Consider the following 25995-nt stretch of genomic DNA (forward strand, 5'->3'; position numbering starts at 1 on the left):
CGTCGAGTTGAGCAAAACGCAGAGGCGGCCCGGCCGGTCGGCAAGCGCAGCGCGGCCGGCCGGGGCGTCTCGGTGTCGAGCATCCCCGTTGGTAATCACGGGGATAACCTTCAACCGACCACCATGCCCGTTGTTGGTGAAGGCGCATGAAAGTCCTGGCTGTTTTCGGTGCCGCGATCATGATCTGGGCCTCGCTGATGTGGGCTGTCGGCGTGGCGATGGCCATGCTTGAAGGGCGCTTTGGCGTTGCGGCTGCGCTGATGGCCGGGCCGCTCGTTGCAAAGCTCGCATGGACCGCGTGGAAGGCCTTGAAATGACCCGCCCCGCAAAGTCCGCCCTCGTCCTCGACGGCTCCGAGATCAAGTACAGGCTGGAAGCCGAGCGCATCGCCTCGAAAACGCCGGTCCATATCGATTGGGTCCGCTTCACCTGCCTGCTGCGCAATGCGCCGACGCCGAGTGCAGACATTCTCTTTCCGCGCACCACGAACATCTGGATCGAGCGCGAACGCGAAGTGCTCAGAGCGTTGTCCGAGCTACCGGACCCCGATTTCTTTCCCGCTGCACAGGCGATGGAACTCGCTGTGGAAGTCGCCAAGGCCCTCGGCGATTCCTTCGTCGTCGCGTCCGATGTGCGCAAGGGCCACGACTTCTATCGCTGCCGTTGGTCCATCGAGCGCAACGGCGTTGAATGCGGTTGGATCGGCTTCTTGGCATCGAGCGAAAGCCCGCGCCAGCAGGCACAGGCGCGCACCATGCACGCCAACATCTGGGGCTCTGCATGTACGTTCGCTGCCGAAGGCTGGAACCACCGCATTGCCACCATCATCGAGGAACGAAACGCCGATATCACGCGCTGCGATCTGGCGCTGGATTTCTTCGATGGCGTCGAAGGTGGCTTCGATTCATGGGTCAACGACTACCAGACCGGCGCGTGTGACTCGGGTGGAAAACGCCTCAAGTCCAACTGTGTTGGTGACTGGCTCAATGGCCGCGAACGCTCCCTGTATTTCGGCTCGAAGGAAGCCGGAAAGCAGACCAATTGTTATGAGAAAGGCCACCAGCTTTTCGGCGTCGATTCCGGCTCCAACTGGCTGCGCATCGAACTGCGGTACGGCAACAAATTGCGCGTGTTGAAACCCGCAATGTTGCGCCGCCCTGCTGACTTTTTCGCTGGTGCATCCGACTGGCACGCACTCCAGCTTGCGAAGGCTGACGCCATCGTCCAGCCTGAGCCTGTAAAGACCACGGGCCGCCTCGCGCTCGAAACCGTCAGCGCTGAAGTCGTTCGCGTGGTCCGCTGGGCTCGCGAGACTGCTGCGCCGACCTTGGCATTGCTCACCAAGCACATGCCGCTCGAAGACTTCCTTGAATTCGCCACGGCGTCACGCCTCCCGGGCCGCGTGCGCAAGTTCTCGGAGTCCGAATTGGCGCGCTCGTTCGCGTCCGTCTTCGCGAAAGATTCAACGGTCGAAAGCGCTTGCCACGCCTTCGCTTGACCGCAACCACGGCAATAGGAAAATCACCATGGAATTTCAATCTGAAGTGATCGTGCACGCGGTGAAAGAGTCCGCAGGCACGTATGAGGGCCGCGATTTCAGCAGCTGCACCTTCCACTGCGAAGTGGACCTCAAGGAAAACGGCGCAGGCCGCTCCATCGGTCGCGTCACGCGCCCTTTCAAGCTCGGCGACGCGAAGGAATTCGACAAGTGGGCCCACCTGGGCAACTCGCTGCCGATCAAGGCAAAGGCTACCTTCGAAATGGAAGCCGCCCGCGAGGACGGCGCGAAGCTCACGCTCAAGTCCATCGTGCCGGTCGTGATGGATCGCAAGGCGGCCTGATGCCTCGCTTCGTCGTCCAGTCCACGATGACCGGGAGGTTTCTCTGCCCCTCGGGCAAGGATGGCACGCCCGAATGGGTGCGCCTCCTGCGTGAGGCTGGCGGCGGCGTCGTCGGTGACTTCGAAACCGCGCTTGAACTCGTTCACGAGTGGAGCGAAATGGATGAGCCTGTTGTGGTCGTAGACCTCGACCGGCTCGGTACTGCAAACGATTACTGAAAGGCATCGATGCGAATCGCCCTTTTCACCCTCTCCGCGTTCGCAGGCTATGGCCTGTTGAACGCCCTCGCCTACGTGGTCATGTGATGCGCTGGCTTGTGCAGACCTTTGGCCGCAGCTTCGTCTGGAAGCTCGGCGCGCTCGCTGCTATTGCATTCGTCGGCTGGCTGTTTAAGTGATTTCAACGGATAGCCTTCCAACGTCGTGAGACGCCGAGGGCCTTCCGGTGCAATCCCGATTTCCGGGACCACCAGTTCAACACTGGAGTTTCCAATGAACAAGTTCGCTCGTTTCGTCCGTCCCGCTACCATCGGCGGCGCTCTCGTCACGCTGGCCGGTGCTTCGCAAGCTGCCGTGCCCGAGGTGGTGAATACCGCCCTTGCCTCGCTGAGCACCGACGCCCTGACCGTCGCCGGTATCGTGCTGGCGGCCATCGTGGCCGTCTACGCTTTCAAGTTCATCCGCAAGGGTCTCTGATCGTGGCCGCCCTTCAGGAAGCTCTACAGAGCGGCCTTGAGGGCGCGCTGTGGGTCGCTGGCGCTGTCCTTGCGGCAGTCGTCAGCGTCTACGCCTTTAAGCATCTGGCGAAAGCCATCACCATGCCGAGGTTCTGACCATGGCTTTCCAAGTTGGCTCTACCTGCTATGCCACGGCCACCGAGGCCGGGCAGGCGCAGGCATCAACGATGGTCGGTGCCATCGTTGGTCAAGGTGGAACCGCTCATACCGTGAGCGCAACCACGATCGATGAAACGTCGATCACCTACGTGCTTTCGCCTGTCGGCGGTGGCACTGCAATCACGCACGTCGCGCCCTTCACGCCGCAGCCCTGCAACATGCTCCAGCTCGAAGATGGCTTGTCCATCGGCTGGATGGTCGCGGGTGCGTGGATCGGTGCGTACTGCCTTCTTTTCCTTCGTCGCGCATTGAGCGGCGAAACAGGTTCTGACTATGGCAACACCTGAATTTTGGGCCGCCTTGGTCGGCGTCATGGGGGTCGCATGGATCGTCGTGCAAAACTGGTAGCTCTCGTAGCGTTGCTGATTTGCGCGGGTGCGCATGCTGGCTACGCCCTGCCCTCGACGCCTCCTGGCTTTGGTGGTTCGCCGGGGTCGTGGACGATGACACCGCCAGCGAATGCGCCGACTGTCGGCGGTGGACCTCCAGCGTCGAACAGTCCTGTGTTCAAGGCGCCGGGACCGAAGATGCCGGGTGTGCCTGGGGTGCCTGCTGTCGCGGGCGGATACCGGCTTGCGCCTGGGGCTGCTCGCGCGCTTGCCGGTGGCGTCGCTCGGGCGGTGATACCGGGGTTGGGTCTTGCCCTCGGTGTTGCATGGCTCGCGGAGAACTGCTTTGAAAAGCAGAATGGGCAGTGGGTGCGGACTTGTTTCCCTAGTGGTGAGCCGGGTCCGAAGCCGTCTACCGGGACTCAGTATCAGCCGTATTCGGGGGCCTACGCTGGGGAGTGGGTCACTGTGGGGACGGACGCTTGTGCAGTCGGCGTATCGCTCATTAAGACGATTCCTCAACAGTTTGGCGCGGTGACGATCACGGGGGCTGTGCTTGAGAGTTGTCAGCCGGCTTCTCACGCTGTTTATCAGACCACGGGGACTCACATCAATGTCCCTGGTGGTTCGCCGGTGCCATATAGCTGTACGAATTCGGGGTGCGGGTTTGGTCGGTTCATTTTGAACATTCGAACGAAGGCCGACCCATGCCCGGTCGGTTGGTATTCAACGCCTGCGGGTTGTGTCCAGACACCACCGCCGCAGACTGTGACGCCCGAGCAGATCGAAGACGCGATGGCGCCGAAGCCATTGCCGAATCCGCTGCCGGGTGATTTTCCGTATCCGCTCGATCCTGAAGCGCCGTTCATTTTCAATCCGACACCGGGTGACAACCCGCAGGCTCAGCCGTGGCGTGTGCCTCAGGGCAATCCGGTTCCGATTCCAAACACTGATCCGCAGCAATATCGTCAGCCTGTTGTGCGGTTCACGTCTGCGCCTACGCCCGGTGAGCCGTTTCGCGTGGATGCACGACCGGAGGACATTGTGGGCACTGACCCTAGGGGGCTGACTGAGCCCGCGCCAGTGACTTCCGGTTCGCCTGCTGGTGACAAGCCCGAGCAGTTCGACCTCTGTAAGGAGCATCCCGACATCATCGCGTGTCAGGTTTTCAAGCCTGATGAATTGCAGCCGTTGCCTGTGAAGAACAAAGAAGTTCCGCTTGCACTCAATGCCGAGGGTGGCTTTCCGACCGGTGGCAGCTGCCCGCAGCCGAAGGTAGTCCAGCTTATGGGCCAGACCTTCTCTTTCTCGATGCAGCCGCTGTGCGATTTTGCGAGTGGCATCAAACCGCTGTTGATCGGTTTCGCGTGGCTTAGTGCCGCGCTCGTGTTCCTGGGCGTCGCCCGCAGGGAGGGTTGAAATGGATGGCATCGCCGCATGGCTCGCAAAGATTACGTGGCCGCTGGTCACTCGTGTGTTTACTGCGCTCGGCCTTGGGACCGCAACCTATGTCGGAGCGGATAACGCGCTCGCGGGCGCGCTGAATGCTGTCAGAGCATCGTTCTCCGGCATGACCGCCGATCTGCTCAACCTGCTGCTGCTGTCGGGCTTCTTCGACGCCATGTCGATCATGTCCGGTGGCCTCACATCCGCGCTCGCGTGGATGGTACTCAAGCGTTTCGCGTTGCAGACCACGGGGCAAAGCTCATGATCACGCTCATCACTGGCGCGCCCGGCACGGGCAAAAGCAATGCGCTCGTGTCGCTGCTGGAAAGCATCGGCAAGGATCGCGCGATTTACGTTTTCGGCATTCCCGAGCTTAAGGTGCCACACGTCGAGTTGCCCGACCCGTCGACGTGGCCCGACACCGTGCCCGATGGTTCGGCCATCATCCTGGATGAAGTCCAAAACGTGTGGCGTCCACGTGGCCCGGGCCAGAAAGTGCCCGAGCACGTCGCGAAGCTGGAGACGCACAGGCATCGTGGCCTGGACTTCTACATCATCACCCAGGGCCCGAATCTCGTTGATGCCAACGTGCGCGCCCTGGTCGGTCGGCACATCCATCTTCGAGATCTCGGCATCCTTGGCCGCTGGTGGTACGAATGGCCTGAGTGCGCCGACAACTGCCGCACCGGCTGGAAGAACGCGCCGATCAAGAAACGGTACAAGCTCGACAAGGCCGCCCAGGCTAAGTACAAGTCGGCATCCGTGCATGTCAAGCCTGTCCGCTCGGTGCCCTGGATGCTGGCCGTGATGGTGCTCGCGCTGTGCATCGTCGCCTTCATGAGCTGGCGTGCCTACGGCATGATTTCGGCGAAGGTCAATCCGCCGAAGCCAGCGTCTGCCGCTGTCGCATCTGGCCAGCTCGGTGGAACTGGTGGGCAGACCGCAGCTGTATCGACGCCGAAGACAATTGATGACCGGATCGCGTGGATACCGCGCATCAGCCATCGGCCCGAGAGCGCGCCTGCGTTCGATGAGCTGCGAAAGGTTGCCGTCATGCCCGTGGTGTCGGGCGCTATCTGCAACAGCAAGGGGTGCCGATGTGTCACCCAGCAAGGCACGAATGCAGGGCTGAGCGACGCTGAATGTCGGGCATGGCTGGAAAACCCGCCGTTTGACCCCTACAGCGTCGTCAAGGCCGAGCACGCGCCCTCCCCCTCGGTTGGTCGAGAAAACGCGCCTGAGGCCCGCCCTGCCCCCGGCATGGTGCTTATCGAGGCTCCGGGCTACCGCGATCCGGTCGGTGCTCGCTCATCGCCTCGCTGATCGCAGGTCTTTGCGTATGATTGGAAAAACCATGATCGTCGAAGAAAACTCATTGACTTTTCAGCGTGTTCCACGCTCTGTGGTCTATCGCTTTTTCTACGTTTTGCAAGGTCGGCAGCAGCAGTGGTCATCGGGTGACTTTGCTGATGTGCAGTCTCATGCGCGGGCTGTCCTTGGCGACGGTGCGACTGACGGGCGTTTCGAGGTTGAGTGCTTTTTCGATACTGACGATCAGCAGCACTGAAGGGTTGCAGCGAGCACCTGGGCGGCCAGCTCACGTGCCGCGCGCTGGGTTTCCTTCCACCAGTCCGGCGTGATCGCCTTCACTGGCCATTGAATGCGCCCCGCGGCCTTGAATGCCGCACCACGCAGAGCGCGTACGGTCCGTGCTGCATCAGTCGTCGGGCGACGTGTAGCCCACACCAGCGCGCGCCCGAAGTCCAGCACCAGTTGCAGTGCCATTGCCTGGGGGTTCTTACGGTAGTTCGCTGCGATCATGGTGCTTGCCTTTCAAATTCACCGGGCTCCTAGATTCCTGAGCCCTTCGTGGTTTTGTTTGCTCGAGGGCACGGCGGTTACCAGCCCTTCGCCGTTCTCCTGAGTTCGTCGCCCACCTGATGGATTGACGCGTAAGGCTTTGGAGTGGAAGGGGAAGCTTTGTAAATTCGTGCGCCCGGCCAGCGCGGAGACAACGTAGACACGTAGACACGCAGTGCGAGTGCGAGTTGTCGCAGCGCTGGCCGGGCGCACGAATTTATGAATACCCCTGGAGCGGAAAAGCCTGGAGCGGCTAGCCTTCAGGTGGATAGCGACGGACTCAGGAGAACGGTGAAGGGCTCGCACCGTCTGTCATCGAGAAAACGGCGCGCGCCGAGCGCCTTATGCAACGAAGTTGCAGTAGCTGGGTTGTGTCGAAGACACCTCTGCTCTCAATGCGAAGACGGCAGAGCCACGGAGGGCACGTAGACACGAAGCCCACGTAGACACGGAGCTAGCGTAGACACCCCCGTAGACACGTAGACATGCAACGAAGTGGAATGCGAGTGCGAGGGGGTGCGAGCTAGTGCAGTGCGAGTGGGCGCAGTGCGAGTGCCCGTAGGGGCTCTGTCGGCGTAGCTCCCCTGCTCTTCATTTCCAGGTGATCACAAATAGGTAGGCGAGCCAGCAAGTCATTGCGCCTGCAATCCACCAGACCAGCTGTACCAGCCAGTGCATTCCTGCCTGGCTATTTTTTGCAGGCGTTCTGCCGTGTTCGGCCTTGACTTGGCGGGACCGCCTGAATTGTTTCGGGTGGTATTCCGTGGTGCGCGGGTCGCGCTCGCCTTGAGCCCGATGCTCTTTCTCTCTACGGTCCTTGTGATACCAGTCGCGATCCTGAACACCCATGAAAAAGGCCTCCGTTTGGAGGCCTCATTCTGCATGCTACTCTTTACGAGATTTACACTTTTTCAAGCGATTTGCACTTGACATAAGCCGCATTGTGTCTCTCGATTCGGCCTTCTGCACATTGTGTGCATTAAAGAGAAGCCGACCTCGAGGCGTTCAGCCAATCCAGCCGCTCACCATTTCCCATCCTTAGGCACCGCCTTCACGGCATTGGCTTTCGCGTCCCCGGCCGCCTTGATCAACTCCGCAGACTCCGCCCGATTCGCCTTCACAGCGAAATCAACTGCAGTCATGCCAAGCTGGTTCTTCATCGCCGTGTCCGCGCCTTCGGCCAGCAGCAGCTTCACGGCATCGTTCGATCCGTACATCGCGGCCATCATCAGCGGCGTCGTGCCGTTGGGCGACTGGGCGTCAATGAACGCGAAGTTCTCGAGCAACAGCTTCATGATCGACAGTTGTCCGCTGCTGGCGGCGTAATGCAACGGTGTCCAGCCGGTCTTGTTGACAGCGGCATCGCGCTTGAGCAACTGCACCACCAAGTCTTGCTGGCCCTTGATCGACGCCAGCATCAACGGCGTTTCGTCCTTGGCGTTGGCCAGGTCGACATTGAGTTGCGGCGACTCCATCAGCACCGCCACCACCTTCGGCGACGGCTCGCGCAATGCGAGCAGCAAGCCGGTCTGGCCGTGTTCGTCGCGCGTGTTGGGATCGAAACCGCGATTCAGCAGGGTGCGCACGCCGCTGGCGTTGTCGCCGCGCACGGCACGGAAAAAGTCTTCGAACGAACCCGCATGTGCTGCAAAAGATGCAGCAATGACAGCCAGATATATCGATTTCTTAAAGTAATTTTTCATGATTTGACTTCCCTGAACAATGTTTCGAAGTTGTCGCTTGTCGCCTTGGCGATGTCCTCTACGGGCATTTGTCGCAGTTCGGCGATCTGTTGCGCCACGAAGGGCACGTACGACGGGTTGTTGGTCTTGCCGCGGTACGGCACCGGCGCGAGGTACGGGCTGTCCGTCTCGATCAGCATGCGGTCCAGCGGCACGAACGCCGCCACATCGCGCAGGTCCTGGGCCTTCTTGAAGGTCAGGATGCCGGAAAAGGAAATGTAGAAACCCAGGTCGAGCGCGGCGCGCGCCACCTCGGCGGTTTCGGTGAAGCAATGGAACACGCCGCCGGCCGCCCTGCCCGTGCCGTCTTCGCCCTCCTCCTTGAGGATGGCCAGCGTGTCGGCCGATGCGTCGCGGGTGTGGATGATGAGCGGCTTGCGGGTCTGTTGCGCGGCGCGGATGTGCACGCGGAAGCGGTCGCGCTGCCACTCCATGTCGGCGATGCTGCGCCCGCCCTTGCGCTCTTCCATCTGGTAGTAGTCGAGGCCGGTTTCGCCGATGGCCACGACACGCAGTCGTGCCGACAGGCGCACCAGGTCTTCTACCGTGGGTTCGGCGATGTCCTCGTTGTCGGGGTGCACGCCCACGCTGGCCCAGAAGTTGTCGTAGCTGGCAGCCAGGGCCTGCACGTCGTCGAATTCCTCGAGCTTGGTGCAGATGCACAGGGCCCGGTCGACCCGGGCGGCGGCCATGGCGGCGCGGATCTGCGGCATCTGGTCCGCAAGTTCGGGAAAGGTCAGGTGGCAGTGGGAGTCGGTGAACATCGGAAAGGGTGAATTGCGGCGCGCCTGTGGGAGACCGCGCCGTGTCCGGAGTTCCGCGTCACGAGGACGGCGGCGGGGAAATCAGATGGTCTGGGTCGCGCGGTCGGAAGCCATGGAGCCACCGAGTGCCGCTTCGATGCGCGCCTTGAGCTGGCGCGACTTCTCGTCCGAAGGAAAGCGCACGCCGACGCCCGGCGCGCGGTTGCCGGCGGCGCGCGCCGGCGTGATCCAGGCCACCTTGCCGGCGACCGGGTAGCGCTGCGGATCTTCGGGCAGCGTGAGCAGCACGTAGACGTCGTCGCCGAGCCGGTATTCGCGCGTGGTCGGAATGAAGATGCCGCCTTCGGCAAACAGCGGGATGTAGGCCGCGTAGAGCGCGCCCTTTTCCTTGATGGCGAGCTGAATGACGCTCGGCCGGGCGGGCGTGGCAGACGAAGCGGCGGGAGCGGCAGGTTGGTTCATGGGCGGCGAGCGGCTGAGTTTAGGGTGCTTCGCGCCTCGCTCACAAGCGCTTCGAGCATGAGGCCGGCGTTGAACGGATGTTCGGCGGTTCGCGCCGCGCTGGCGAGCGATTTCGACCAGCGCGCCAGCGCCAGCTTGTGCGGGGCCGGCGGCAGGTCGGCCGCATCGAAGAAACGGGGTTCGGCGCCGTGGCCGACGGCCATCAGGTCGTGGCACAGCTTCTGCAGCGCGACGACGGCCTGCGCCGGTGCATGGTCGGCCAGCGCGCCCACGTCGCCGCGCGACACGGCCTTGGGCAGCAGCGACCACGCCTTGGGCGACTGGCCCGAGCGCGCCAATCGCAAGGCATCGCTGGGACGTCCGCCCGCGGCGCGCAGCAGTTGCGCGGCATCGGCGGCCGGCACGTCCTGCGCCACCAGCCAGGCTTCGGCCTCGGCGGTTTCGGGCCACGGCAGCGTGAAACCGAGGCAGCGGCTGCGGATGGTGGGCAGCAGCTGCCACGCAGCCTCGCTGGCGAGCACGAAGCGCACGTCGCCGACGGGCTCTTCGAGCGTCTTGAGCAGCGCATTCGCGGTGATGGTGTTCATGCGCTCGGCCGGATACACAAGCACGACCTTGCCGCGACCGCGCGCGCTGGTGCGCTGGGCAAAGCCGACCGCGTCGCGCATGGCCTCGACGCGGATCTCGCGGCTGGCCTTGCGCTTCTTGTCGTCGATGTCGGACTGGGCCTTTTCGTCGAGCGGCCAGCCGAGTTCCTGCATCGCGACCTCGGGCATCAGCACGCACAGGTCGGCGTGGGTGCGGACCTCGATGGCGTGGCAACTGGGACAGTGGCCGCAGGCGCCGCCGCCCTCCTCCTTCGGTTGCTCGCACAGCCACGCAGCGGCGAGCGCCAAGGCGAGTTCGTACTGGCCGATCCCCGATGGACCTTGCAGCAGCCAAGCGTGGCCGCGCTGGCGCAGCAGCTCGGCCAGCGGCTGGCGCAGCCAAGGTGTCAGTGTGTTCACTGCCTCGCTCATTGCGCGGCTCCTTGCACCTGTGACAGCACACCGCGCGCCACCAGCGCGGTGTCGATCTGCTGCCAGACCTGGTCGCGGGCCTGGCTCGCGTCGATGCGCACGAAGCGCGAGGCATCGGCAGTGGCGCGGTCGGCATAACCTTGCGCCACGCGGCGGAAGAACTCGACCGGCTGGGCCTCGAACTTGTCGGGCACGCGCGCACCGGCCAGCCGCTGGGCGGCGATTTCGGGCGCGAGGTCGAACCACAGGGTGAACTGCGGCTGCAGCAATTGCGCGGCCGGCAAGCCCGCGCGGCCCGCCTGCACCCATTGCTCGAGGGTCGACAACACCGCCGTGTCGAAACCGCGGCCCGCTCCCTGGTAGGCGAAGGTGGCGTCGGTGAAGCGATCGCACAGCACGACCTCGCCACGCGCCAGCGCCGGTTCGATGACCTGGGCGATGTGCTCGCAGCGCGCCGCGAACACCAGCAGCGATTCGGTCAGCGGGGTCATCGGCTGTTCGAGCACCAGGGCGCGCAGTGTCTCGGCCAGCGGCGTGCCACCGGGTTCGCGCGTGCGCACCACCGTGCGGCCCTGCGCCTTGAAGCGGGCTTCCAGCGCATCGAGGTGGCTGGACTTGCCCGCGCCGTCGATGCCTTCCAGCGTCAGAAACAGACCGCCATCGCGTGTTGGACTCATTGGGTCGCCTTGGGTTGGGAACTGCTGCTGCCACCACCGCGCTGGTAGCGATTGACCGCGCGGTTGTGGTCGTCGAGCGAGTTGCTGAACTGGCTCGTGCCGTCGCCGCGCGAAACGAAGTACAGCGACTTGCTCTGCGCCGGCTGCACGGCCGCCAACAATGCGGCCTTGCCGGGCATGGCGATCGGCGTGGGAGGCAGGCCGCCACGGGTGTAGGTGTTCCAGGGCGTGTCGGCCTGCAGGTCGCGCTTGCGCAGGTTGCCGTCGAAGGCGGTGCCCATGCCGTAGATCACGGTCGGGTCGGTCTGCAGCGGCATGCCGATGCGCAGCCGGTTGGTGAAGACGGCGGCGATTTCCGCGCGATCGTTGGCCTTGCCTGTCTCCTTTTCGACAATGCTGGCCAAAATCAACGCCTCATCGGCCGATTTGAGCGGCAGATCGGCCGCGCGCGCCGCCCAGGCGGCCTCGAGCTTCTTATCCATGGCCCGCATCGCGCGCTGCAGCAGCGCGATGTCGGTCGAGCCCTTCGAATAGGTGTAGGTGTCCGGGAAGAAGCGGCCTTCAGGGTGCAGGCCCGGCTTGCCCAGCGCGGCCATCAGGGCGTCTTCGGTCATGCCCGTGCTGTCGGGCTTGAGCTGCTCGGCCTTGGCGAGCGCGGCGCGCACTTGGCGGATGTTCCAGCCTTCGACCAGCACCACGCTGCGAGTGGCTTCCTCGCCGCGCACGAGGATGTTGAGCAGCAGCTTGGGTGTGACGCCGCGTTCCAGTTCGTAACTGCCGGCGCGCATCTGGCGGTCCTGGCCCGAGACGCGGAACCACAGGTACAGCAACTGCGGCTGTACATCGGCACCCGCATCGGCCACGGCCTGGGCGATGCCGCGCGGCGTGGTGCCGGGCTCCACGGAGAGGTCGACGCTGGGCGTCGGCAACTTGAGCGGCTGGTGCACCCACCAGAGACCGGCGCCGCCGAGGGCCAGGGCGGCCAGGGCCACGAGCAGGAAGAGCGTGAGGAAGAAGCTGCGCACGAATCCGAGGAAAAGACGGGAGAAGAAAAGGGCCTGCAAGAGGATGGACACAGACCCGCGGGAAAGGCCGGCCCCATCGCTGCGACGGGGAATCCCTGCCGCCCCGAAGGAACAGGCCCGGCCATGATAATTCAGCGATGACCACAGTCGTTCTCAATGGGGTGAGCGCCCTGCCCCACCTCGGCGTGATCCGCGCCGAAGGCCCCGATGCCGCCAGTTTCCTCCACGGCCAGCTCACGCAGGATTTCTCGCTGCTCGGCGCCACCGAGGCACGCCTGGCGGCCCTTTGCACGGCCAAGGGCCGCGTGATCGCCAGCTTCATCGGCATCCGGCCGCAGCCCGAACTCATCCTGCTGGTGTGCAGCCGCGACATCCTGGCGGCCACGCTCAAGCGCCTGTCGATGTATGTGCTGCGCGCCAAGGTCAAGCTCACCGACGCCACCGAACAATTCGCGCTGCACGGCCTGGCCGGCACAGCCCTGACCGCCAACGGCCTCGACGCGGCCCTGCCGCCCGGGCGCCGCACGGCGATCGGCGAAGACATCAGCGTGGTGTCGCTCTACCCGGCCGACGGCGTGCCGCGCGCGCTGTGGATCGCCCCGGCCGACCAGAAGGCGCCTGTGGGGCCGACGCTCGACGCCGCCTTGTGGCCCTGGAGCGAGGTGCGCAGCGGTATCGTCACGCTGACCACGCCGGTGATCGAGGCCTTCGTGCCGCAGATGATCAACTACGAATCGGTGGGCGGCGTGAACTTCAAGAAGGGTTGCTATCCCGGCCAGGAAGTGGTGGCGCGCAGCCAGTTCCGCGGCACGCTGAAGCGCCGTACCTACCTTGCGCAGACCGATGCGCCGCTGGCTGCTGGCCAGGAAGTGTTTGCTGCGAATGACGCCGAACAGCCCGTGGGCACCGTGGCGCAGGCCGCGCCCGCACCCGACGGCGGCTGGTCGGCGCTCATCTCCATCCAGATCGCCGCGCTCGAAGCGGGCGGTCTGCACGCAGGCACGGTCGACGGGCCGGCGCTGTCGATCGATCCGTTGCCTTACCCGCTGCTCGAAGACATCTGATTTCCCCTGCGTCCCTGTTTTCTTTCCGGGGGCGCTTGGCGCTGTCTCACGACAGCGCCATTTTTTTGCGCGACGCTTAACCCCGTTCGCAAGGCCCCGCCGTAGAAGCCTGCATCGATCCACTCCTGGCAAGGAAGCCACCATGATGCAGCGCAGACTTCTCCTCACCACCGTCCTGGCCCTGACCGTGCTGTCGGCGGCAGCGGAGAGCCCGGCTCGGCCGTACCCCTCCGTCCCCAGCCGCCTCGGCGGGCTCATGCAGATCAGCATCGTCGATCGCACGAGCGGCGCCGAATTGCCGGTCTACCGCCACCGCGGCGAATACTGGGTGGCCGGCCGGCCCGGCGCGCGCTATGCGATCCGGGCGCGCAACGCGATGGGCGAACGCATCATGGCCGTGATGTCGGTGGACGGCGTCAATGTCGTCACCGGCGAAACCGCCGGCGTCGGCCAGAACGGCTACGTGTTCGGCCCGCGCGAGCGCAGCGACATCACGGGCTGGCGCAAGAGCGATTCGCAGATCGCGGCCTTCGAGTTCGCCGCCGCCGGCAACTCCTACGCGAGCCGCACAGGCCGCCCCGATGATGTGGGCGTGATCGGCGTCGCAATGTTCCGTGAGCGCCGGCCGGAACCACCGCCGCCGGTCGTGACGCCGTATCCGTCGCGCGACGAGTACAGCGGTGGCAACAGCAGCCGCGAACGGCGCAGCGAGGCGCCGCCGGCACCGTCGTCGATGGGCGATGCGCGCGCCAAGGCGGCACCGCCCGCCGGCAATGCCGACATGGCTGCCGAGTCGTCCGCCAGCGCCATGGCCCGCCAGTCGGCGCCCAGCCCGAGCCTGGGCACGGCGCACGGACGGCGCGAAACCTCGTACGTCGGCAAGACGACCTTCGAGCGCGCCAGTTCGCAGCCCGACGAGGTGATCCGCATCCGCTACGACAGCCGCGAGAACCTGGTCGCCGCGGGCGTCATTCCGGAGCCCCGGCGCTGGCCGCGCCCGTCGGGTCCGTCGCCGTTCCCGGGCTCGGACCCCGGCTACGTGCCGGACCCGCCCGCTCGCTACTGATTGAAGGCGTTCAGCGCAGTGCGCGCCGCATCTCGATGTGCGGAATGCCGGCTTCCTCGAAGGGCTGGCCGTGCACCGCGTAACCGAGCCGCGCATAGAAGCGCTCGGCGCTGCGCTGCGCGTTGAGCGCGACCTCGCGGTCGCCGCGTGCGCGGGCGGCCTCTTCGAGCGCCTGCACCACGGCCGCGCCGTGGCCGCCGCTGCGCAGCGTGCGGTGCACCGCCATGCGGCCGATGTGCGACACACCGTCCTCGGCGGGCAGCAGCCGGCCCGTGCCGATGACTTGCCCGATGCGGTTGCGCGCCACCGCGTGCAGCACGACGGCATCGTGCGCGTCCCATTCCAGCTCCTTCGGAATGTTCTGCTCCTCGATGAACACGGCGCGGCGCAGCGCACCCGCGCCTTCGCCGAGCGCGGCCCAGTCGCCGGTCTCGACGGTGCGCATCGGCTCGCCGGCCTCGAAGGCCATCAGTGTCTCGCGCAGGGCCGCGGGCACCGGCTTGGAGGTCTGCGTGGCCGGGTCGGCGAACACGTAGACGAGCTCGCAGCCCACCAGGAACTGGTCCTGCCGGAACAGCCCGCCCTGGAACACGATCGACGAATTGCCGATGCGTGCGCACTTCATGCCCACGTCGATCATGTCGTCCATGCGCGCCGAGGCGCGGAAGTCGATGGTCGCCTTGCGCACGTACAGGTCGCCGCCCAGGGACAGCATGGCCTCTTCGTAAGGCAGCGCCATCGCCCGCCAGTAGTCGCTGATGGCGGTGTCGAAGTACATCAGGTAGTGCGCGTTGAAGACGATCTTCTGCATGTCCACCTCGGCCCAGCGCACGCGCAGGCGGTGGAAGAAGCGGAAGTCCTTTCGAACGGGGGTGTCGTTGGTGTGGTCGCTCATGGGTTCAATGCTTCTTTGAGTGCGCGGGCCGCGTCGTTCTGCGCCTGCAGCGCCTCGGGAATCGCCCGGCCCATCTTGATGAATTCGTGGATCACGCCACGGTAGATTTCCAGGTCGACCGCCACGCCCGCGGCACGCAGCTTGTCGGCGTAGGCGATGCCTTCGTCCACCACCGGATCGGCCTCGGCCAGCCCGATCCAGGCCGGCGCCACGCCGTCGACGTCGTCGGCCAGCAGCGGCGCGAAGCGCCAGTCATCGCGGTCGGCCGGCGTGTTCACGTACTGGCCAAAGAAGAAATCGATCATGGCCTTGGTCAGCAGCGGGCCGTCGACATGGCGGCGGTGCGACTCGGTGTCCTGATGCGCGGCCATGCCCGGATAGATGAGCAGCTGCAGCGCGACTGGCAAGCCCGCACCGCGCGCCAGGATCGCGCAGACGGCCGCCAGCGTACCGCCGGCACTGTCCCCGCCCACCGCGAGGCGCGTGCCGTCGAGGCCGAGGCCCGCCCCCTGCGTGGCGACGAACTGGAAAGCGTCCCAGGCATCGTTCGATGCGGTCGGAAACTTGTGCTCGGGCGCGAGCCGGTAGTCGATCGACACCACCGCGCAGCCGCTTTTCTGGCTCAGCACGCGGCACAGCGTGTCGTGCGTGCGGATGTTGCCGACCGTGAAGCCCCCGCCGTGGAAGTACACGAGCACCGGCAACACCTCGGCCGACGGCGCATACAGCCGCGCGGGAATCGCGTAGCCGTCGCGTGCGGCGATCTGAAAGTCCTCGATGCGTGCCAGCTCCGGCTTGGGCACTTCGAGCACGCCCGCGCCCTTTTCGTACGAGGCCTTGGCTTCGTCGGGTGTGAGCTGGTCCAGCGGCGGATGGCCCGCGCGCCCCATGCGCTCGACCACGCCGGCCATCTTCGTGGTGAGCGCGGGCTGCGCCAGGCGTTGAGTTGCGATCACCGTGCTCACTTGAAAGACACCACCACCGGTTGCGTGCGCGACAGCCCTTCATAGGTCACCACCACCGTCTGCCCGGCCTTGGGCGGCAGCAGCGGCGAGAACGAACCCAGGCTGATCAGGTCGCCCGGCTTCAGCGCGATGCCTTCCTTGGCGAGCGCACCGGCCAGCCACACCACGGCGTTCAGCGGATGTTCGAGGATGTCCGAGCCCTTGCCGGTGGCCAGCTCCTTGCCCTGCCCGTCCTTCATGACCACGCGCATGTCGCGCAGGCTTTCGAGCATCCAGGCCTGGCCGTCGGTCGTGGTGGGCACATCGACCGGCAGGCCGCGCACACCGAGTCGCGCGCCCACGTTGATGGCGGCCACGCCCGGGCCGTTGAGCTTGGGCGGCGTCTGCACCGCGAGATCGGGCAGCTCGATGAAAGGAATCACCTGGTCGATGTTGGCCAGCACCTCGGCCGGCGTCTTCGCCTTCTGGATGTCGGCGCTCTTCACGCGCACGAGCATGTCGGCTTCGAACAGCGGGCGCGCGCCGAAGGCCGCATCGACCACCGCGCCGCTGTCGAGCAGCATGCGCTGGTAGAGCACGCCCCACACCGGCTGGTCGTAGTTGAAGCGCTTCTGCACCGCGGGGTTGGTGAGGCCGGCCTTGTAGCCGACGACCTCGCCCAGGTTGCGTGCGTGCAGCACGTTGAGCTTGGCGCGCGTGCAGGCCGCGTCGGCTTCGCTGAGGTTCTCGATGTCGGCGGCCGGCGTGCGTGCCGCCTGCGCGGCGGCGAAGTCGGCCACCTGGGTGTCGCTGAGGCAGGCTGCCTGGGCCGAGGTGCCCAGTGCCAGCAGCACTGAGCCGAGCGCGACAGACGCAAGGGTTTTGTTGGTGGGCAAGAATGTCCCCTCTTGTTAGATTCGAACGGTCAGCAATCGTACTGCCCTCGGGCGATCCCCCTCATGGCCCTCATCCAATACCTCACCCAGATCCAGTTCGAGTTCGGCGCCATCAAGCTCCTGTCGAGCGAATGCGCGCGCATCGGCATCAACCGCCCCCTCATCGTCACCGACGCCGGCGTGCGTGCGGCCGGCGTGCTGCAGAAGGCGCTCGACGCCATCGCCGATCTCGAGGTCTCGGTGTTCGACCAGACGCCTTCCAACCCGACCGAGGCCGCGGTGCGCGCCGCCGTCGAGCTCTACCGCAGCGGCCGTTGCGACGGCCTCATCGCGGTGGGTGGCGGCTCCGCCATCGACTGCGCCAAGGGCGTGGCCATCGCGGCCACGCACGAAGGTCCGCTCAAGACCTACGCGACCATCGAAGGCGGTTCGCCCAAGATCACCGAACGCGCCGTGCCGCTCATTGCGGTGCCCACCACCAGCGGCACCGGCAGCGAGGTGGCGCGCGGCGCCATCGTCATCGTCGACGACCACCGCAAGCTCGGCTTCCACAGCTGGTTCCTGATGCCCAAGGCCGCCATCTGCGACCCCGAGCTCACGCTCGGCCTGCCGCCGCGCCTCACGGCCGCCACCGGCATGGACGCCATTGCGCACTGCATGGAGACCTTCATGTCGGCCGCCTTCAATCCGCCGGCCGACGGCATCGGCCTCGACGGCCTGGAGCGCGCGTGGGGCCACATCGAACGCGCGACGAAAGACGGCAGCGACCGCGAGGCGCGCCTGAACCTCATGAGCGCGTCGATGCAGGGCGCGATGGCTTTCCAGAAGGGCCTGGGTTGCGTGCACTCGCTGAGTCACAGCCTGGGCGGCGTCGATCCGCGCCTGCACCACGGCACGCTCAACGCCCTCTTCCTGCCGGCGGTGATCCACTTCAATTCGGGCGCCGAGTCGGTGCGCAAGGAACAGCGCCTGCAGCGCATGGCGCAGGCCATGCACCTGGATTCGGCCGGCGACCTCGGCCATGCGATCCGCGACATGAACGCGCGCCTCGGCCTGCCCAAGGGCCTCGCCGAAGTGGGCGTGACGCCCGCGCTGTTCGAGCAGATCATCGACGGCGCGATGGCCGACCACTGCCACAAGACCAACCCACGGTTGGCCACGCGCGACGACTACAAGGCGATGCTCGAAGCGTCGATGTAAGACTTTGCATCGACACGCCTCTTCACTGAGGGCGTGAGCGTATCGAAAGGCCGTCTCGACGGCCTTTCGCGTCATGGATATGACACGCGCGGTTTCCATACTGTCCTAGCCCCATCCGCAGAGGCTTCGCATCCGTGAAAGCCCGAGGGGTCAGGGAAGTGTCGAATGCCGCGTACCGTTCAAGTCCATACCGTCCTGAGCACCGAGCAGCTCAAGTTCCGCGCGATGCGGGGGCATGAAGGACTCTCGCAACTCTTCGAGTTCGAGGTCGACATGGTCAGCACCAGCTTCAACCTCGACCTCAAGCGCCTGCTCGGCACCTCGCTCACGCTGGCCATTTCCGATGAGGGCGCGCCGCGTTATCTCAATGGCACCGTGGTGCGCTTCGAGCTGGTCGGCCGCGCCAACGAAACCGGCCGCCACTACATCTACCGCGCGCTGGTGCAGCCGTGGCTGTGGTACCTCACGCGCACCAGCGACTGCCGCATCTTCCAGAACCAGAGCGTGCCCGAGGTGCTCGACGCGGTGCTGGGCAAGTACAGCTTCCAGTTCGAGAAGCGCCTGGGCGCCAGCTACCGTCCGTGGGAATACTGCGTGCAGTATCAGGAGAGCGATTTCGCCTTCGTGAGCCGCCTCATGGAGCATGAAGGCATTGCGTACCACTTCGAGCACAGCAACGGGTCGCACCTGCTCGTGCTGGCCGACGATGCGGGCAGCTACCGCAAGCTGCCGGGCCATGCCCGCATTCCCTACCGCCCGCGCGATCGCGTGGTGAATGCGCTGGAGCCCTGCATCGACCGCTGGCGCGTGGCCGAGCAGATCACCTCGGGGCGCGTGATGCTCGACGACTTCGACTTTCGCAAGTCGCGCGCCTCGCTGCAAAGCGTGCAGCAGGACCCCAAGGGCCACGACCACGCCACCTACGAGGTCTACGAATGGCTGGGCGGCTACAGCGAGCACCAGCAAGGCGACGCCTACGCGAAGATCCGGCTGCAGGAGCTGCAGTGCGCGCACGAGCTGGCCTCGGGCCACACCAACGTGGTCGGCATGGCGCCGGGCCACCTGTTCGAGATGACGCACTGCCCGCGCGAGGCCGACAACCGCGAGTACCTCGTCACCGAGACGCGCTACGACCTGCGCGAGCCCGAATACGCGACCGGCGGCAGCAGCGAATCGGTATGCGAGTTCGACTTCACCGTGCTGCCCTCGGGTGTGCCCTACCGCCCCGCGCGCACCACGCCGCGCCCGCGCACCAACGGCCCGCAGACCGCCACCGTGGTCGGCCCCGAGGAGATCTGGACCGACCGCTTCGGCCGCGTGAAGCTGCAGTTCCGCTGGGACCGCTACGGCCAGTCGGACGAGAACAGCTCGTGCTGGGTGCGCGTGTCGAGCAACTGGGCCGGCGCCAACTACGGCACCATGCACATGCCGCGCGTGGGCCAGGAAGTGATCGTCGATTTCATCGGCGGCGAGCCCGATCGCCCCATCATCACCGGCCGCGTCTACAACAGCGACCAGATGCCGCCGTGGGAGCTTCCCGCCAACGCCACGGCCAGCGGCATCCTCACGCGCTCCAGCACCGGCGGCGCGGCCAACCAGGCCAACATGCTGCGCTTCGAGGACCGAACAGGCGCCGAGCAGATCCTGCTGCACGCCGAACGCAACCTCGACGTGGAAGTGGAAGCCGACGAGACCCACACCACCGACGGCACGCGCACCACCCTCATCAAGGGCCACGAGTCGGCCACCTACCAGGACGGCGAGACGCGCGACATCACCGCTGGCGCCAAGGAAAGCATCACGGGCGGCGACACGCGCGACGTGACAGGCGGGTTCGACGAAACCGTGAGCGGCGGCGTGACGCAGCGCATCTCGGGCGGCAAGACACGCACGCTCAGCGGCGGGCTGGACGACACCATCACCGGCGGCGTGAAGCTCGCCATCACGGGCGGCTTCAACGGCACCATCAACGGGCAGGAAATCCGCTTCGTCAGCGCGGGCCGCAACGACACCATCAACACGTCGAACAACGTGCACGTCAACGGCCCGTCGAACACCACCGTGACAGGCCCCACCGTCCACACCTCGCCGGACGTGACCTTCAACACCACGAACCACATCCACAACACGACGCAGCACGTGATCAACACCAACGTCTACCACACGACGTCGAACACCTACAAGAACATCACGAACGACTACACGAACAACTCGAAGACCTACATCAACAACTACGCCAAGAGCAACGACTGGCGCTGGTATCGCGCGGGCGGCGTGGGCGCGCGTTTCTCGGCGGTCGGCCTGGCCCTCGACCTGTGGGGCCTGCGCCAGCAGAACTACATCCTCAACTCGCAGTTTTCGGCGATACGGCTCGATGTCGCGGTGTTCCGCTCGCAGAACTCGGCCACCGAGATCGAGGGAAAGGGGCTCAAGGTCGCGAACATCGGCATGAAGATCGCCAGCGGCGGCCTGGCCTTCTTCGCCAAGGCGATGACCGTCAAGGTCTGAGCCGCCGACGAAGGACTACCGGTTGTCGATGGCCCTCTGGGAACAGATCCTCTGGAGCGTCTTTGCCGTGATGATGGGCGGCGCGCTGCTGGCCGGCGTCGCGGTGGTGGTGACGGCCACGCGCGAGCAGCGCAGGTACACGCAGGAGCGGCGCATCGGCGAGCGCATGGGGCCGGCCGGCGTGGCGACGCACGGCGTGGTGGCGCAGGTGCGACGCTCGGAACATCAGCTCACCAGCCCCGGCACCCACGGCCAGTGCATGGTGGCGCTTGAATTCACGCTGCAGATGCCGCCGTCGTCGCCGGTGCCGACCGTGGTGCTTCGCACGCTGGTCGACGAGTTGCTGCTGCCCCGCCTTGCGGTGCCGGGGGCCGTCCTTCACCTGATGCAGGACCCGGCGCATCCCGACGTGGTGTCGGTCGACCGGCAACGCACGCCGCTCGAAGTGGCACCCGCCCGGAGCTGACATCCCTTGAAAACCGTCAAGCCGCTGCGGTTGAGCGTCATCACGCGCCCCTTCCTGCGCGGGCGCCAGCAACGCCTGGGTGTCACGCTGATGGGCATGGTGTCGATGGACGCCACTCCCGTGCTGCTGCCGGAGCCGGAGTTCTGGAAGATCGCCGCCGAAGAGCTCGGCCCCACGGGCGCCATCGACCTGGGCGTTCCGAAGCCCCATGCCGAGTTCCTGGCCACCGGGCAGGCCTACACCCGTCATCAGGACGACAAGACCGCCTGCGCCGTCGCCCTGCGCGTGGGCGAGCTTGCCCGCCAGCTGCTGGTGTTCGGCGACCGTTTTTGGATCGACGGGCGCGCCACGGCACCGCAACCCTTCGAGTCGATGCGCCTGGACGCCACCCGCGCCTACGGCGGCCCCGGCTTTGCCGAGAACCCGCAAGGCATCGGCCACGCGCACGAAACCGTCCACGGCCTGCAGGTGCAGCGCCTGCCGAACATCGAAGACCCTGCGCAACGCATCGACCGCCCCGATCGCCCCAACCACGAGATCGAGCCGGCGGGCTTCGGCGCCATCGACCTGACCCGCCCCAGCCGCATGCGCCTGATCGGCCGGCAGTACGACGGCCACTGGCGCGAGCACCTGTTTCCCGGTTTTTCGGAAGACATGGACTGGCGCTTCTTCAACGCCGCGCCGCCGCAGCAGCGCTGGCCCGCGCGCGACCACATCCCCGGCGGCACGCCCTACGAAATCTGGCACATGCACCCCACGCAAGCGGTGCAGCGCGGGCGGCTGCCCGACTGGCGCGCGCGCGCCTTCATCGCGCGACGCACCGGGCGCGGTCGTGAGCCGGAACAGTTCGACGAGGTGCCCATGCGCCTGACCACGGCGTGGTTCTTTCCGCACCGCGCGCAGGTCGCGCTGATCCATCACGGCGAAATCGACATCGTGGAAGACGACGCCGACGACGTGACTCACGTGATGCCGGCCATCGAGGCTGCAGGCGACGCGCCCCGCCCGCTGGCGCACTACTTCGCCCTCCTCCAGCGCCGCTGCGACCCCGAGACCGGCGCGCTGCATGCGGCCCGCGACGACGAGCTGCTGCCCGCGCAGGCCATCGGCCCCTGGCTGGACACGCTGGACGACGGCGAGGAATCCGCGCTCGTGCGCAACATGCGCGAACGCGGCGCGAGGCTGCGCGCGGACATGATGCAGCAGGCACGCGAGGCCGGCCACGACCCGCGCCTGCTGCGAGAGCGGCCCCCGCCCGAGCCCTTCCGCAAGGCGCCGACGCTCGCGGAGCTGCCGGACTTTGTCGAGCGCACGCGACGCTTCACGCAGGACCAGCGCCAGGCGCTCGAAGACGGCCGGCGCGAACTCGAACGCGCGGGTCAACGCAACGCCGCCGAGTCGCGACAGGTCGGCTTCGACTCCGCGGAGCTGGTGGCGGGCGTCGACCGCACCACGACCAAGGGCCCGCCCGTCTTCGATGCGCAGACCGTGTTGCAGGGCATGTTCGGCATCGCTGCCGCGACAGGCACGTCCGCCTTGCCACCCGCGCAACAGCAGGCGTTCGCGGAGGTCGTCGAGAAAGGCCAGCGCGGGTTGATCGACATGTACCGGATGGGCGCGCAGCACCAGTCGCCGGCCGACCTCCTTGAGGGCGAGCGGGCCGCCGAGGCACGCAGGCGCGTGCTGGAGGCCATGGCCACCACACGCGATCTCTCGGGCATGGACCTCACGGGCGCCGACCTGTCGGGCATGGACCTGCGCGGCGCGCGCTTGCATCGCACGCTGCTGGAACGCGCGAACCTCGAAGGCACCCGCCTCGATGGCGCGGATGCCACCGAGGCCGTGCTCGTGCGCGCGCGTCTCGCCGGAGCTTCGCTCGCCGGCTGCGTGCTGCACCGCGCGAACCTCAGCCTGGCGCAGTGCGTTCGCACCGTGTTCGCCGGGGCGCAACTGCACGAGACCACGCTCGAGCAGACACGCTTCGAGCACTGCGACTTCTCGCAAGCCGCGCTCGAACACCTGAGCGTGCTCGGCCTTCAGGTCTGGCACTGCCGCTTCGACGCCGTGCGCCTTTCGTACGTGACCTTCATCGAACAGACCCGCCTGCAGGATTGCCGCTTTCACGGCGCCGTGCTTCACAAGGTCGGGCTGATCTCGTGCATCGCCGAACGGCTCGATTTCAGCGGAGCCCGGCTCGAAGCCTGCGCCTGGGCCCACACGCCGGGTGACACCGGCATCGTCTTTCGCGGCGCGACCCTGCACACCACCTGTTTCGTCGGCACCAGCAGTCTGCGCACCATGGATTTCGACGACGCGACGCTGGTGCAGTGCGGCTTGCGCGAGATGCCGCTGGACGGTGCGCGCTTCGTGCGCGCCACGCTCGACACCTGCGACCTGTCGGCCTGCAGCCTCACGGGCGCCGACCTGAGCGGCTGCGATGCGCCCGAAAGCCTCTTCATCCGTGCCGACTTCACGCAGGCCTCGCTGCGTGGCGCCAATCTCATGCATGCCAGCCTCCAGAAAGCCCGCCTGGTCCGCACCGACCTGCGCGACGCCAACCTGTTCCGTGCCGATGTTTCGCAGACCCTGATCGACGGCGTGACCGAGACACGCGGCGCGTACCTCGAACAGGCCAAGACCCTGCCGCGCCGCGCGGCGGACACGGCGCAATGACGCCGGCCGAGCTGGCAGCGAAGATCCGCGGCGGCGAACACATCCAGGGCCAGGACTTCCAGGGCATGAACTTCGACGGCATGGACCTGCGCGGCGGTACTTTCGGTGCCTGCGATTTCCGCCGGGCCGACCTGCGCGCCGCGCGGCTGGCCGAGTCGGTGTTCGACACCTGCCGCTTCGACGATGCCGGGCTCGACGCCGCCGACCTGCAGCACGCTGCCTTCACCCATTGCGCCCTGCCCCGCGCGCGCTTGCAGTCGGCCGCGATGGCGCACGCAGTGTTCACCGAGGTCGACCTGTGCGGCGCCGACATGACCGAAGCGAAGGCGGGCCAGGCCACCTTCCACCAGAGCCGGCTCGAAGGGGCGGTCTTCGCCCGCGCGGACCTCACGAAAACCGTGTTCGGCGAATGCCGCCTCGATGGCACGCGCTTCGACGAGGTGGCGCTGAACACCACCGTCTTCTATCGCGCAGCACTGCGCGGCACGCACTTCGGGGGCGCAAACTTCCACAACGTGATCTTCGGAGAGGCCGACCTCGCGGGACAGGACTTCGGCGCGCAGTCGTTCCATCTCTGCCAGTTCATCGATGCCGACCTGACGGGCTGCAACTTCGCCGGCGCGCGGCTGAGCCAGTGCAACTTCAAGGGCGCGAAGCTCGAAGGCGCGGTGCTGTCGGGTGTGCAAGCGCCCCAGTGCCTGTTTCCCGAAGCCGATCTGCGCCGGGCGGACGCGCGCGGCGGGCATTTCGACCAGAGCCTGTGGGTCGGTGCCCGGCTCGACGATGCCGACCTGTCGGACGCGCAGCTCACGCAATGCGTGTTCCATCGCGCCAGTTGCCGCCGCACCGCGTTCGCCCGCAGCCACCTCGTGTACGCGGATTTCTCCTATGCAGACCTCAGCGACGCCGACCTGCGCGGCGCGAGCTTCCACCGAACCCAGATGCACCGCACGATCGACGCCGGCGCGCGCTGGAGCGACCGCCTCGGCGTGCTCGACAGCGATCCGGCGCTGTTCGAGGCCGAGCGCTTTTCAGCGGCCCGCGCGAACCGCCCGCAGCGCGCCGGCCGCGACACCTTCGGCCGGCCGCTGCCGTCCGATCCACAGGACACCTCGCCATGAACCCACAAGCCCTTCGCGAACCTGTCTCGCCTCAATCGGACGCCCTCGACGCTCGTGCCACCGAGATGCACGCGCTGCTGCGCAAGCCGCTGCCTTCGGCCGCCGCACCCGCCTGGACCGGCAGCGCGCTCGGCACCGTCGTGCAGTCGCTGCCCGACGGCCGCTTCGTCGTCGAGCCGCAGCAAGGCGGTGCCCCATGGCATTGCCCGCTCGCCGCCAGCTGCCTGCTGCAGCCCTCCACGGGCGATGTCGTGCTCGTGGCCGGACCGCAGCGCGACCAGTTGTTCCTCATCGCCGTCGTCACGCAGGCGGACCCCAGCCAGTCGCAGCTCGTGACCGACGGCGACCTCACCATCCGCTCGCGTCGCGGTGGCATCGCGCTGCAGGCCCCTGACTTCTCGCTGCAGGCCGACAAGGCGACGCTCGATATCAACGACATGACCTACCGGGGCGCCGAAGTGCGCGTGACCGCGCTGGTCGCCCGCTTCGTGGGCCGCACGCTCGAGACCGTGCTGGACCGCCTGAGCCTGCTCACGCGCACGAGCTTTCGGCTCATCGAAGAGGTCGAGCAGGTGCGCGCCGGGCAGATCGACATGCAGGCCTCGGAAAGCCTGCGCCTGCATGCGAAGAACACCTTCGTCACCAGCAAGGCGCTGGTGAAGGTCGACGCCGAACAGATCCACATGGGTTGATGCAGAAAAGGAGCTGAACCATGTTCGCCAACGCACAGATGATGGGAATGGACCTCGCCTTCCCCGATGTCTGCAAGACACCGCCCGCGCTGCCCGTGCCCTACCCCAACATCGCGCTCGGGCCGACCGCCTTGCCCAACGCCTGGAACATCCTGTACGGCGGCACGCCCGTGCACAACATGGCGACCACCACGCCGATCACCAACGGCGACAACGCCGGTGTGCTGATGGGCGTGGTGTCGCAGACGGTAATGGGGCCGTCGCGTCACATCACCGGCGCGTTCACGGTGCTGCTCAAGGGCACGCCCTGCACGCGCATGACCAGCCTGGCGGTGCAGAACCGCTGCAACATCGTGGGCATGCGGATCGTGCCCAGCCAGTTCAAGGTGCTGGTGCTGGCGCCCTGACGC

At 66.3% G+C, this 25995-nt stretch carries 30 protein-coding genes; 19 read left to right on the top strand and 11 right to left on the bottom strand.

Annotation, left to right across the window (positions count from 1 at the left end):
• Positions 1 to 146 precede the first annotated feature (146 nt).
• From D3H34_RS34150 to D3H34_RS33835, 10 genes are all read left to right on the top strand, one after another.
• Positions 147 to 317, top strand: a complete 171-nt coding sequence (locus D3H34_RS34150) for a hypothetical protein (RefSeq protein WP_167481101.1) — start codon at positions 147 to 149, stop codon at positions 315 to 317.
• Positions 290 to 1498, top strand: a complete 1209-nt coding sequence (locus tag D3H34_RS01935) for a replication initiation factor domain-containing protein (protein WP_286185346.1) — start codon at positions 290 to 292, stop codon at positions 1496 to 1498. The genes D3H34_RS34150 and D3H34_RS01935 overlap by 28 nt, the downstream gene beginning before the upstream one ends.
• A 28-nt stretch (positions 1499 to 1526) precedes the next feature.
• Entirely contained in the window at positions 1527 to 1841 is a 315-nt protein-coding gene (locus tag D3H34_RS01940; RefSeq protein ID WP_119551696.1) for a hypothetical protein, read from the top strand.
• Positions 1841 to 2059 carry a hypothetical protein gene (locus D3H34_RS01945; RefSeq protein ID WP_119551698.1) on the top strand — a complete coding sequence of 73 codons (219 nt, stop codon included), beginning with the start codon at positions 1841 to 1843 and terminating at the stop codon, positions 2057 to 2059. Before D3H34_RS01940 ends, D3H34_RS01945 begins: the two co-directional genes overlap by 1 nt.
• Before the next feature lie 273 nt (positions 2060 to 2332).
• Positions 2333 to 2536 (top strand): major capsid protein, encoded by a 204-nt coding sequence (locus D3H34_RS01950; RefSeq protein ID WP_119551700.1) that lies wholly within the window; start codon positions 2333 to 2335, stop codon positions 2534 to 2536.
• A gap of 139 nt (positions 2537 to 2675) precedes the next feature.
• A complete protein-coding gene (locus tag D3H34_RS01955; RefSeq protein WP_147400361.1) occupies positions 2676 to 3023 on the top strand; it encodes a hypothetical protein in 348 nt (115 codons plus the stop codon).
• Between the two features lie 810 nt (positions 3024 to 3833).
• Positions 3834 to 4484: a virulence factor TspB C-terminal domain-related protein gene (locus D3H34_RS34155; RefSeq protein WP_167481102.1), complete on the top strand. Its 651-nt coding sequence runs from the start codon at positions 3834 to 3836 to the stop codon at positions 4482 to 4484.
• A gap of 1 nt (position 4485) precedes the next feature.
• Positions 4486 to 4776 (top strand): DUF2523 domain-containing protein, encoded by a 291-nt coding sequence (locus D3H34_RS01965; protein WP_119551706.1) that lies wholly within the window; start codon positions 4486 to 4488, stop codon positions 4774 to 4776.
• Positions 4773 to 5834 (top strand): zonular occludens toxin family protein, encoded by a 1062-nt coding sequence (locus D3H34_RS01970; RefSeq protein ID WP_119551708.1) that lies wholly within the window; start codon positions 4773 to 4775, stop codon positions 5832 to 5834. Before D3H34_RS01965 ends, D3H34_RS01970 begins: the two co-directional genes overlap by 4 nt.
• 31 nt (positions 5835 to 5865) lie before the next feature.
• The gene (locus D3H34_RS33835) at positions 5866 to 6078 is read left to right on the top strand and encodes a hypothetical protein (protein WP_147400363.1); all 213 of its coding nucleotides are present in this window, start codon (positions 5866 to 5868) and stop codon (positions 6076 to 6078) included.
• Here D3H34_RS33835 and D3H34_RS01975 read toward each other — a convergent pair.
• The 8 genes from D3H34_RS01975 to mltG all read right to left on the bottom strand — a co-directional run bounded on the left by D3H34_RS01975 (position 6066) and on the right by mltG (position 12060).
• On the bottom strand, positions 6066 to 6332 hold the full coding sequence (locus D3H34_RS01975) for a hypothetical protein (protein WP_119551710.1): 267 nt from the start codon (positions 6330 to 6332) through the stop codon (positions 6066 to 6068). The genes D3H34_RS33835 and D3H34_RS01975 overlap by 13 nt on opposite strands.
• A gap of 630 nt (positions 6333 to 6962) precedes the next feature.
• Positions 6963 to 7220: a hypothetical protein gene (locus D3H34_RS33840; RefSeq protein ID WP_147400364.1), complete on the bottom strand. Its 258-nt coding sequence runs from the start codon at positions 7218 to 7220 to the stop codon at positions 6963 to 6965.
• A 173-nt stretch (positions 7221 to 7393) separates the two neighbouring features.
• Complete coding sequence (locus D3H34_RS01980; RefSeq protein ID WP_119551712.1) at positions 7394 to 8074, bottom strand: ankyrin repeat domain-containing protein; 681 nt, start codon at positions 8072 to 8074, stop codon at positions 7394 to 7396.
• Positions 8071 to 8877, bottom strand: coding sequence for a TatD family hydrolase (locus tag D3H34_RS01985; RefSeq protein WP_119551714.1), 807 nt, complete (start codon positions 8875 to 8877; stop codon positions 8071 to 8073). Before D3H34_RS01985 ends, D3H34_RS01980 begins: the two co-directional genes overlap by 4 nt.
• 81 nt (positions 8878 to 8958) lie before the next feature.
• Positions 8959 to 9339 carry a PilZ domain-containing protein gene (locus D3H34_RS01990; protein WP_119551716.1) on the bottom strand — a complete coding sequence of 127 codons (381 nt, stop codon included), beginning with the start codon at positions 9337 to 9339 and terminating at the stop codon, positions 8959 to 8961.
• The gene (locus D3H34_RS01995; protein WP_119551718.1) at positions 9336 to 10358 is read right to left on the bottom strand and encodes a DNA polymerase III delta subunit-related protein; all 1023 of its coding nucleotides are present in this window, start codon (positions 10356 to 10358) and stop codon (positions 9336 to 9338) included. Before D3H34_RS01995 ends, D3H34_RS01990 begins: the two co-directional genes overlap by 4 nt.
• Positions 10355 to 11035: a dTMP kinase gene (gene tmk, locus D3H34_RS02000; RefSeq protein WP_119551720.1), complete on the bottom strand. Its 681-nt coding sequence runs from the start codon at positions 11033 to 11035 to the stop codon at positions 10355 to 10357. The genes D3H34_RS01995 and tmk overlap by 4 nt, the downstream gene beginning before the upstream one ends.
• Positions 11032 to 12060 (bottom strand): endolytic transglycosylase MltG, encoded by a 1029-nt coding sequence (gene mltG, locus D3H34_RS02005; RefSeq protein WP_119551722.1) that lies wholly within the window; start codon positions 12058 to 12060, stop codon positions 11032 to 11034. The genes tmk and mltG overlap by 4 nt, the downstream gene beginning before the upstream one ends.
• Positions 12061 to 12197: 137 nt before the next feature.
• Between mltG and ygfZ the strand changes: the two genes are divergently transcribed.
• Both ygfZ and D3H34_RS02015 read left to right on the top strand, forming a co-directional pair.
• Positions 12198 to 13124 carry a CAF17-like 4Fe-4S cluster assembly/insertion protein YgfZ gene (gene ygfZ, locus D3H34_RS02010; protein WP_119551724.1) on the top strand — a complete coding sequence of 309 codons (927 nt, stop codon included), beginning with the start codon at positions 12198 to 12200 and terminating at the stop codon, positions 13122 to 13124.
• 145 nt (positions 13125 to 13269) lie between these two features.
• Positions 13270 to 14190: a hypothetical protein gene (locus tag D3H34_RS02015; protein WP_119551935.1), complete on the top strand. Its 921-nt coding sequence runs from the start codon at positions 13270 to 13272 to the stop codon at positions 14188 to 14190.
• A 10-nt stretch (positions 14191 to 14200) separates the two neighbouring features.
• On the opposite strand, the gene D3H34_RS02020 is transcribed toward D3H34_RS02015, so the two are convergent.
• Genes D3H34_RS02020 through D3H34_RS02030 form a run of 3 tightly spaced genes read right to left on the bottom strand, consistent with a single transcriptional unit; the run spans position 14201 to position 16925 of the window.
• Positions 14201 to 15085, bottom strand: a complete 885-nt coding sequence (locus tag D3H34_RS02020; RefSeq protein ID WP_119551726.1) for a YbgC/FadM family acyl-CoA thioesterase — start codon at positions 15083 to 15085, stop codon at positions 14201 to 14203.
• Positions 15082 to 15996, bottom strand: coding sequence for an alpha/beta hydrolase (locus D3H34_RS02025; RefSeq protein WP_119551934.1), 915 nt, complete (start codon positions 15994 to 15996; stop codon positions 15082 to 15084). The genes D3H34_RS02020 and D3H34_RS02025 overlap by 4 nt, the downstream gene beginning before the upstream one ends.
• 50 nt (positions 15997 to 16046) lie before the next feature.
• Positions 16047 to 16925: a 2-keto-4-pentenoate hydratase gene (locus D3H34_RS02030; RefSeq protein ID WP_119551728.1), complete on the bottom strand. Its 879-nt coding sequence runs from the start codon at positions 16923 to 16925 to the stop codon at positions 16047 to 16049.
• A 63-nt stretch (positions 16926 to 16988) separates the two neighbouring features.
• On the opposite strand from D3H34_RS02030, the gene D3H34_RS02035 reads away from it, so the two are divergent.
• The 7 genes from D3H34_RS02035 (at position 16989) to D3H34_RS02065 (ending at position 25992) form a co-directional block, all read left to right on the top strand.
• Entirely contained in the window at positions 16989 to 18125 is a 1137-nt protein-coding gene (locus tag D3H34_RS02035) for a 4-hydroxybutyrate dehydrogenase (RefSeq protein ID WP_119551730.1), read from the top strand.
• A gap of 165 nt (positions 18126 to 18290) precedes the next feature.
• Positions 18291 to 20633 carry a type VI secretion system Vgr family protein gene (locus tag D3H34_RS02040; protein WP_119551732.1) on the top strand — a complete coding sequence of 781 codons (2343 nt, stop codon included), beginning with the start codon at positions 18291 to 18293 and terminating at the stop codon, positions 20631 to 20633.
• Positions 20634 to 20661: 28 nt separating this feature from the next.
• Entirely contained in the window at positions 20662 to 21099 is a 438-nt protein-coding gene (locus D3H34_RS02045) for a hypothetical protein (protein WP_147400365.1), read from the top strand.
• Positions 21100 to 21105: 6 nt separating this feature from the next.
• Entirely contained in the window at positions 21106 to 23772 is a 2667-nt protein-coding gene (locus D3H34_RS02050) for a DUF2169 family type VI secretion system accessory protein (protein ID WP_119551736.1), read from the top strand.
• A complete protein-coding gene (locus D3H34_RS02055; RefSeq protein WP_119551738.1) occupies positions 23769 to 24893 on the top strand; it encodes a pentapeptide repeat-containing protein in 1125 nt (374 codons plus the stop codon). The genes D3H34_RS02050 and D3H34_RS02055 overlap by 4 nt, the downstream gene beginning before the upstream one ends.
• Positions 24890 to 25585 (top strand): DUF3540 domain-containing protein, encoded by a 696-nt coding sequence (locus D3H34_RS02060; RefSeq protein WP_119551740.1) that lies wholly within the window; start codon positions 24890 to 24892, stop codon positions 25583 to 25585. Before D3H34_RS02055 ends, D3H34_RS02060 begins: the two co-directional genes overlap by 4 nt.
• A gap of 20 nt (positions 25586 to 25605) precedes the next feature.
• Positions 25606 to 25992 carry a DUF4150 domain-containing protein gene (locus tag D3H34_RS02065; RefSeq protein ID WP_056580973.1) on the top strand — a complete coding sequence of 129 codons (387 nt, stop codon included), beginning with the start codon at positions 25606 to 25608 and terminating at the stop codon, positions 25990 to 25992.
• Positions 25993 to 25995 lie beyond the last annotated feature (3 nt).

This window comes from Acidovorax cavernicola, assembly GCF_003581445.1.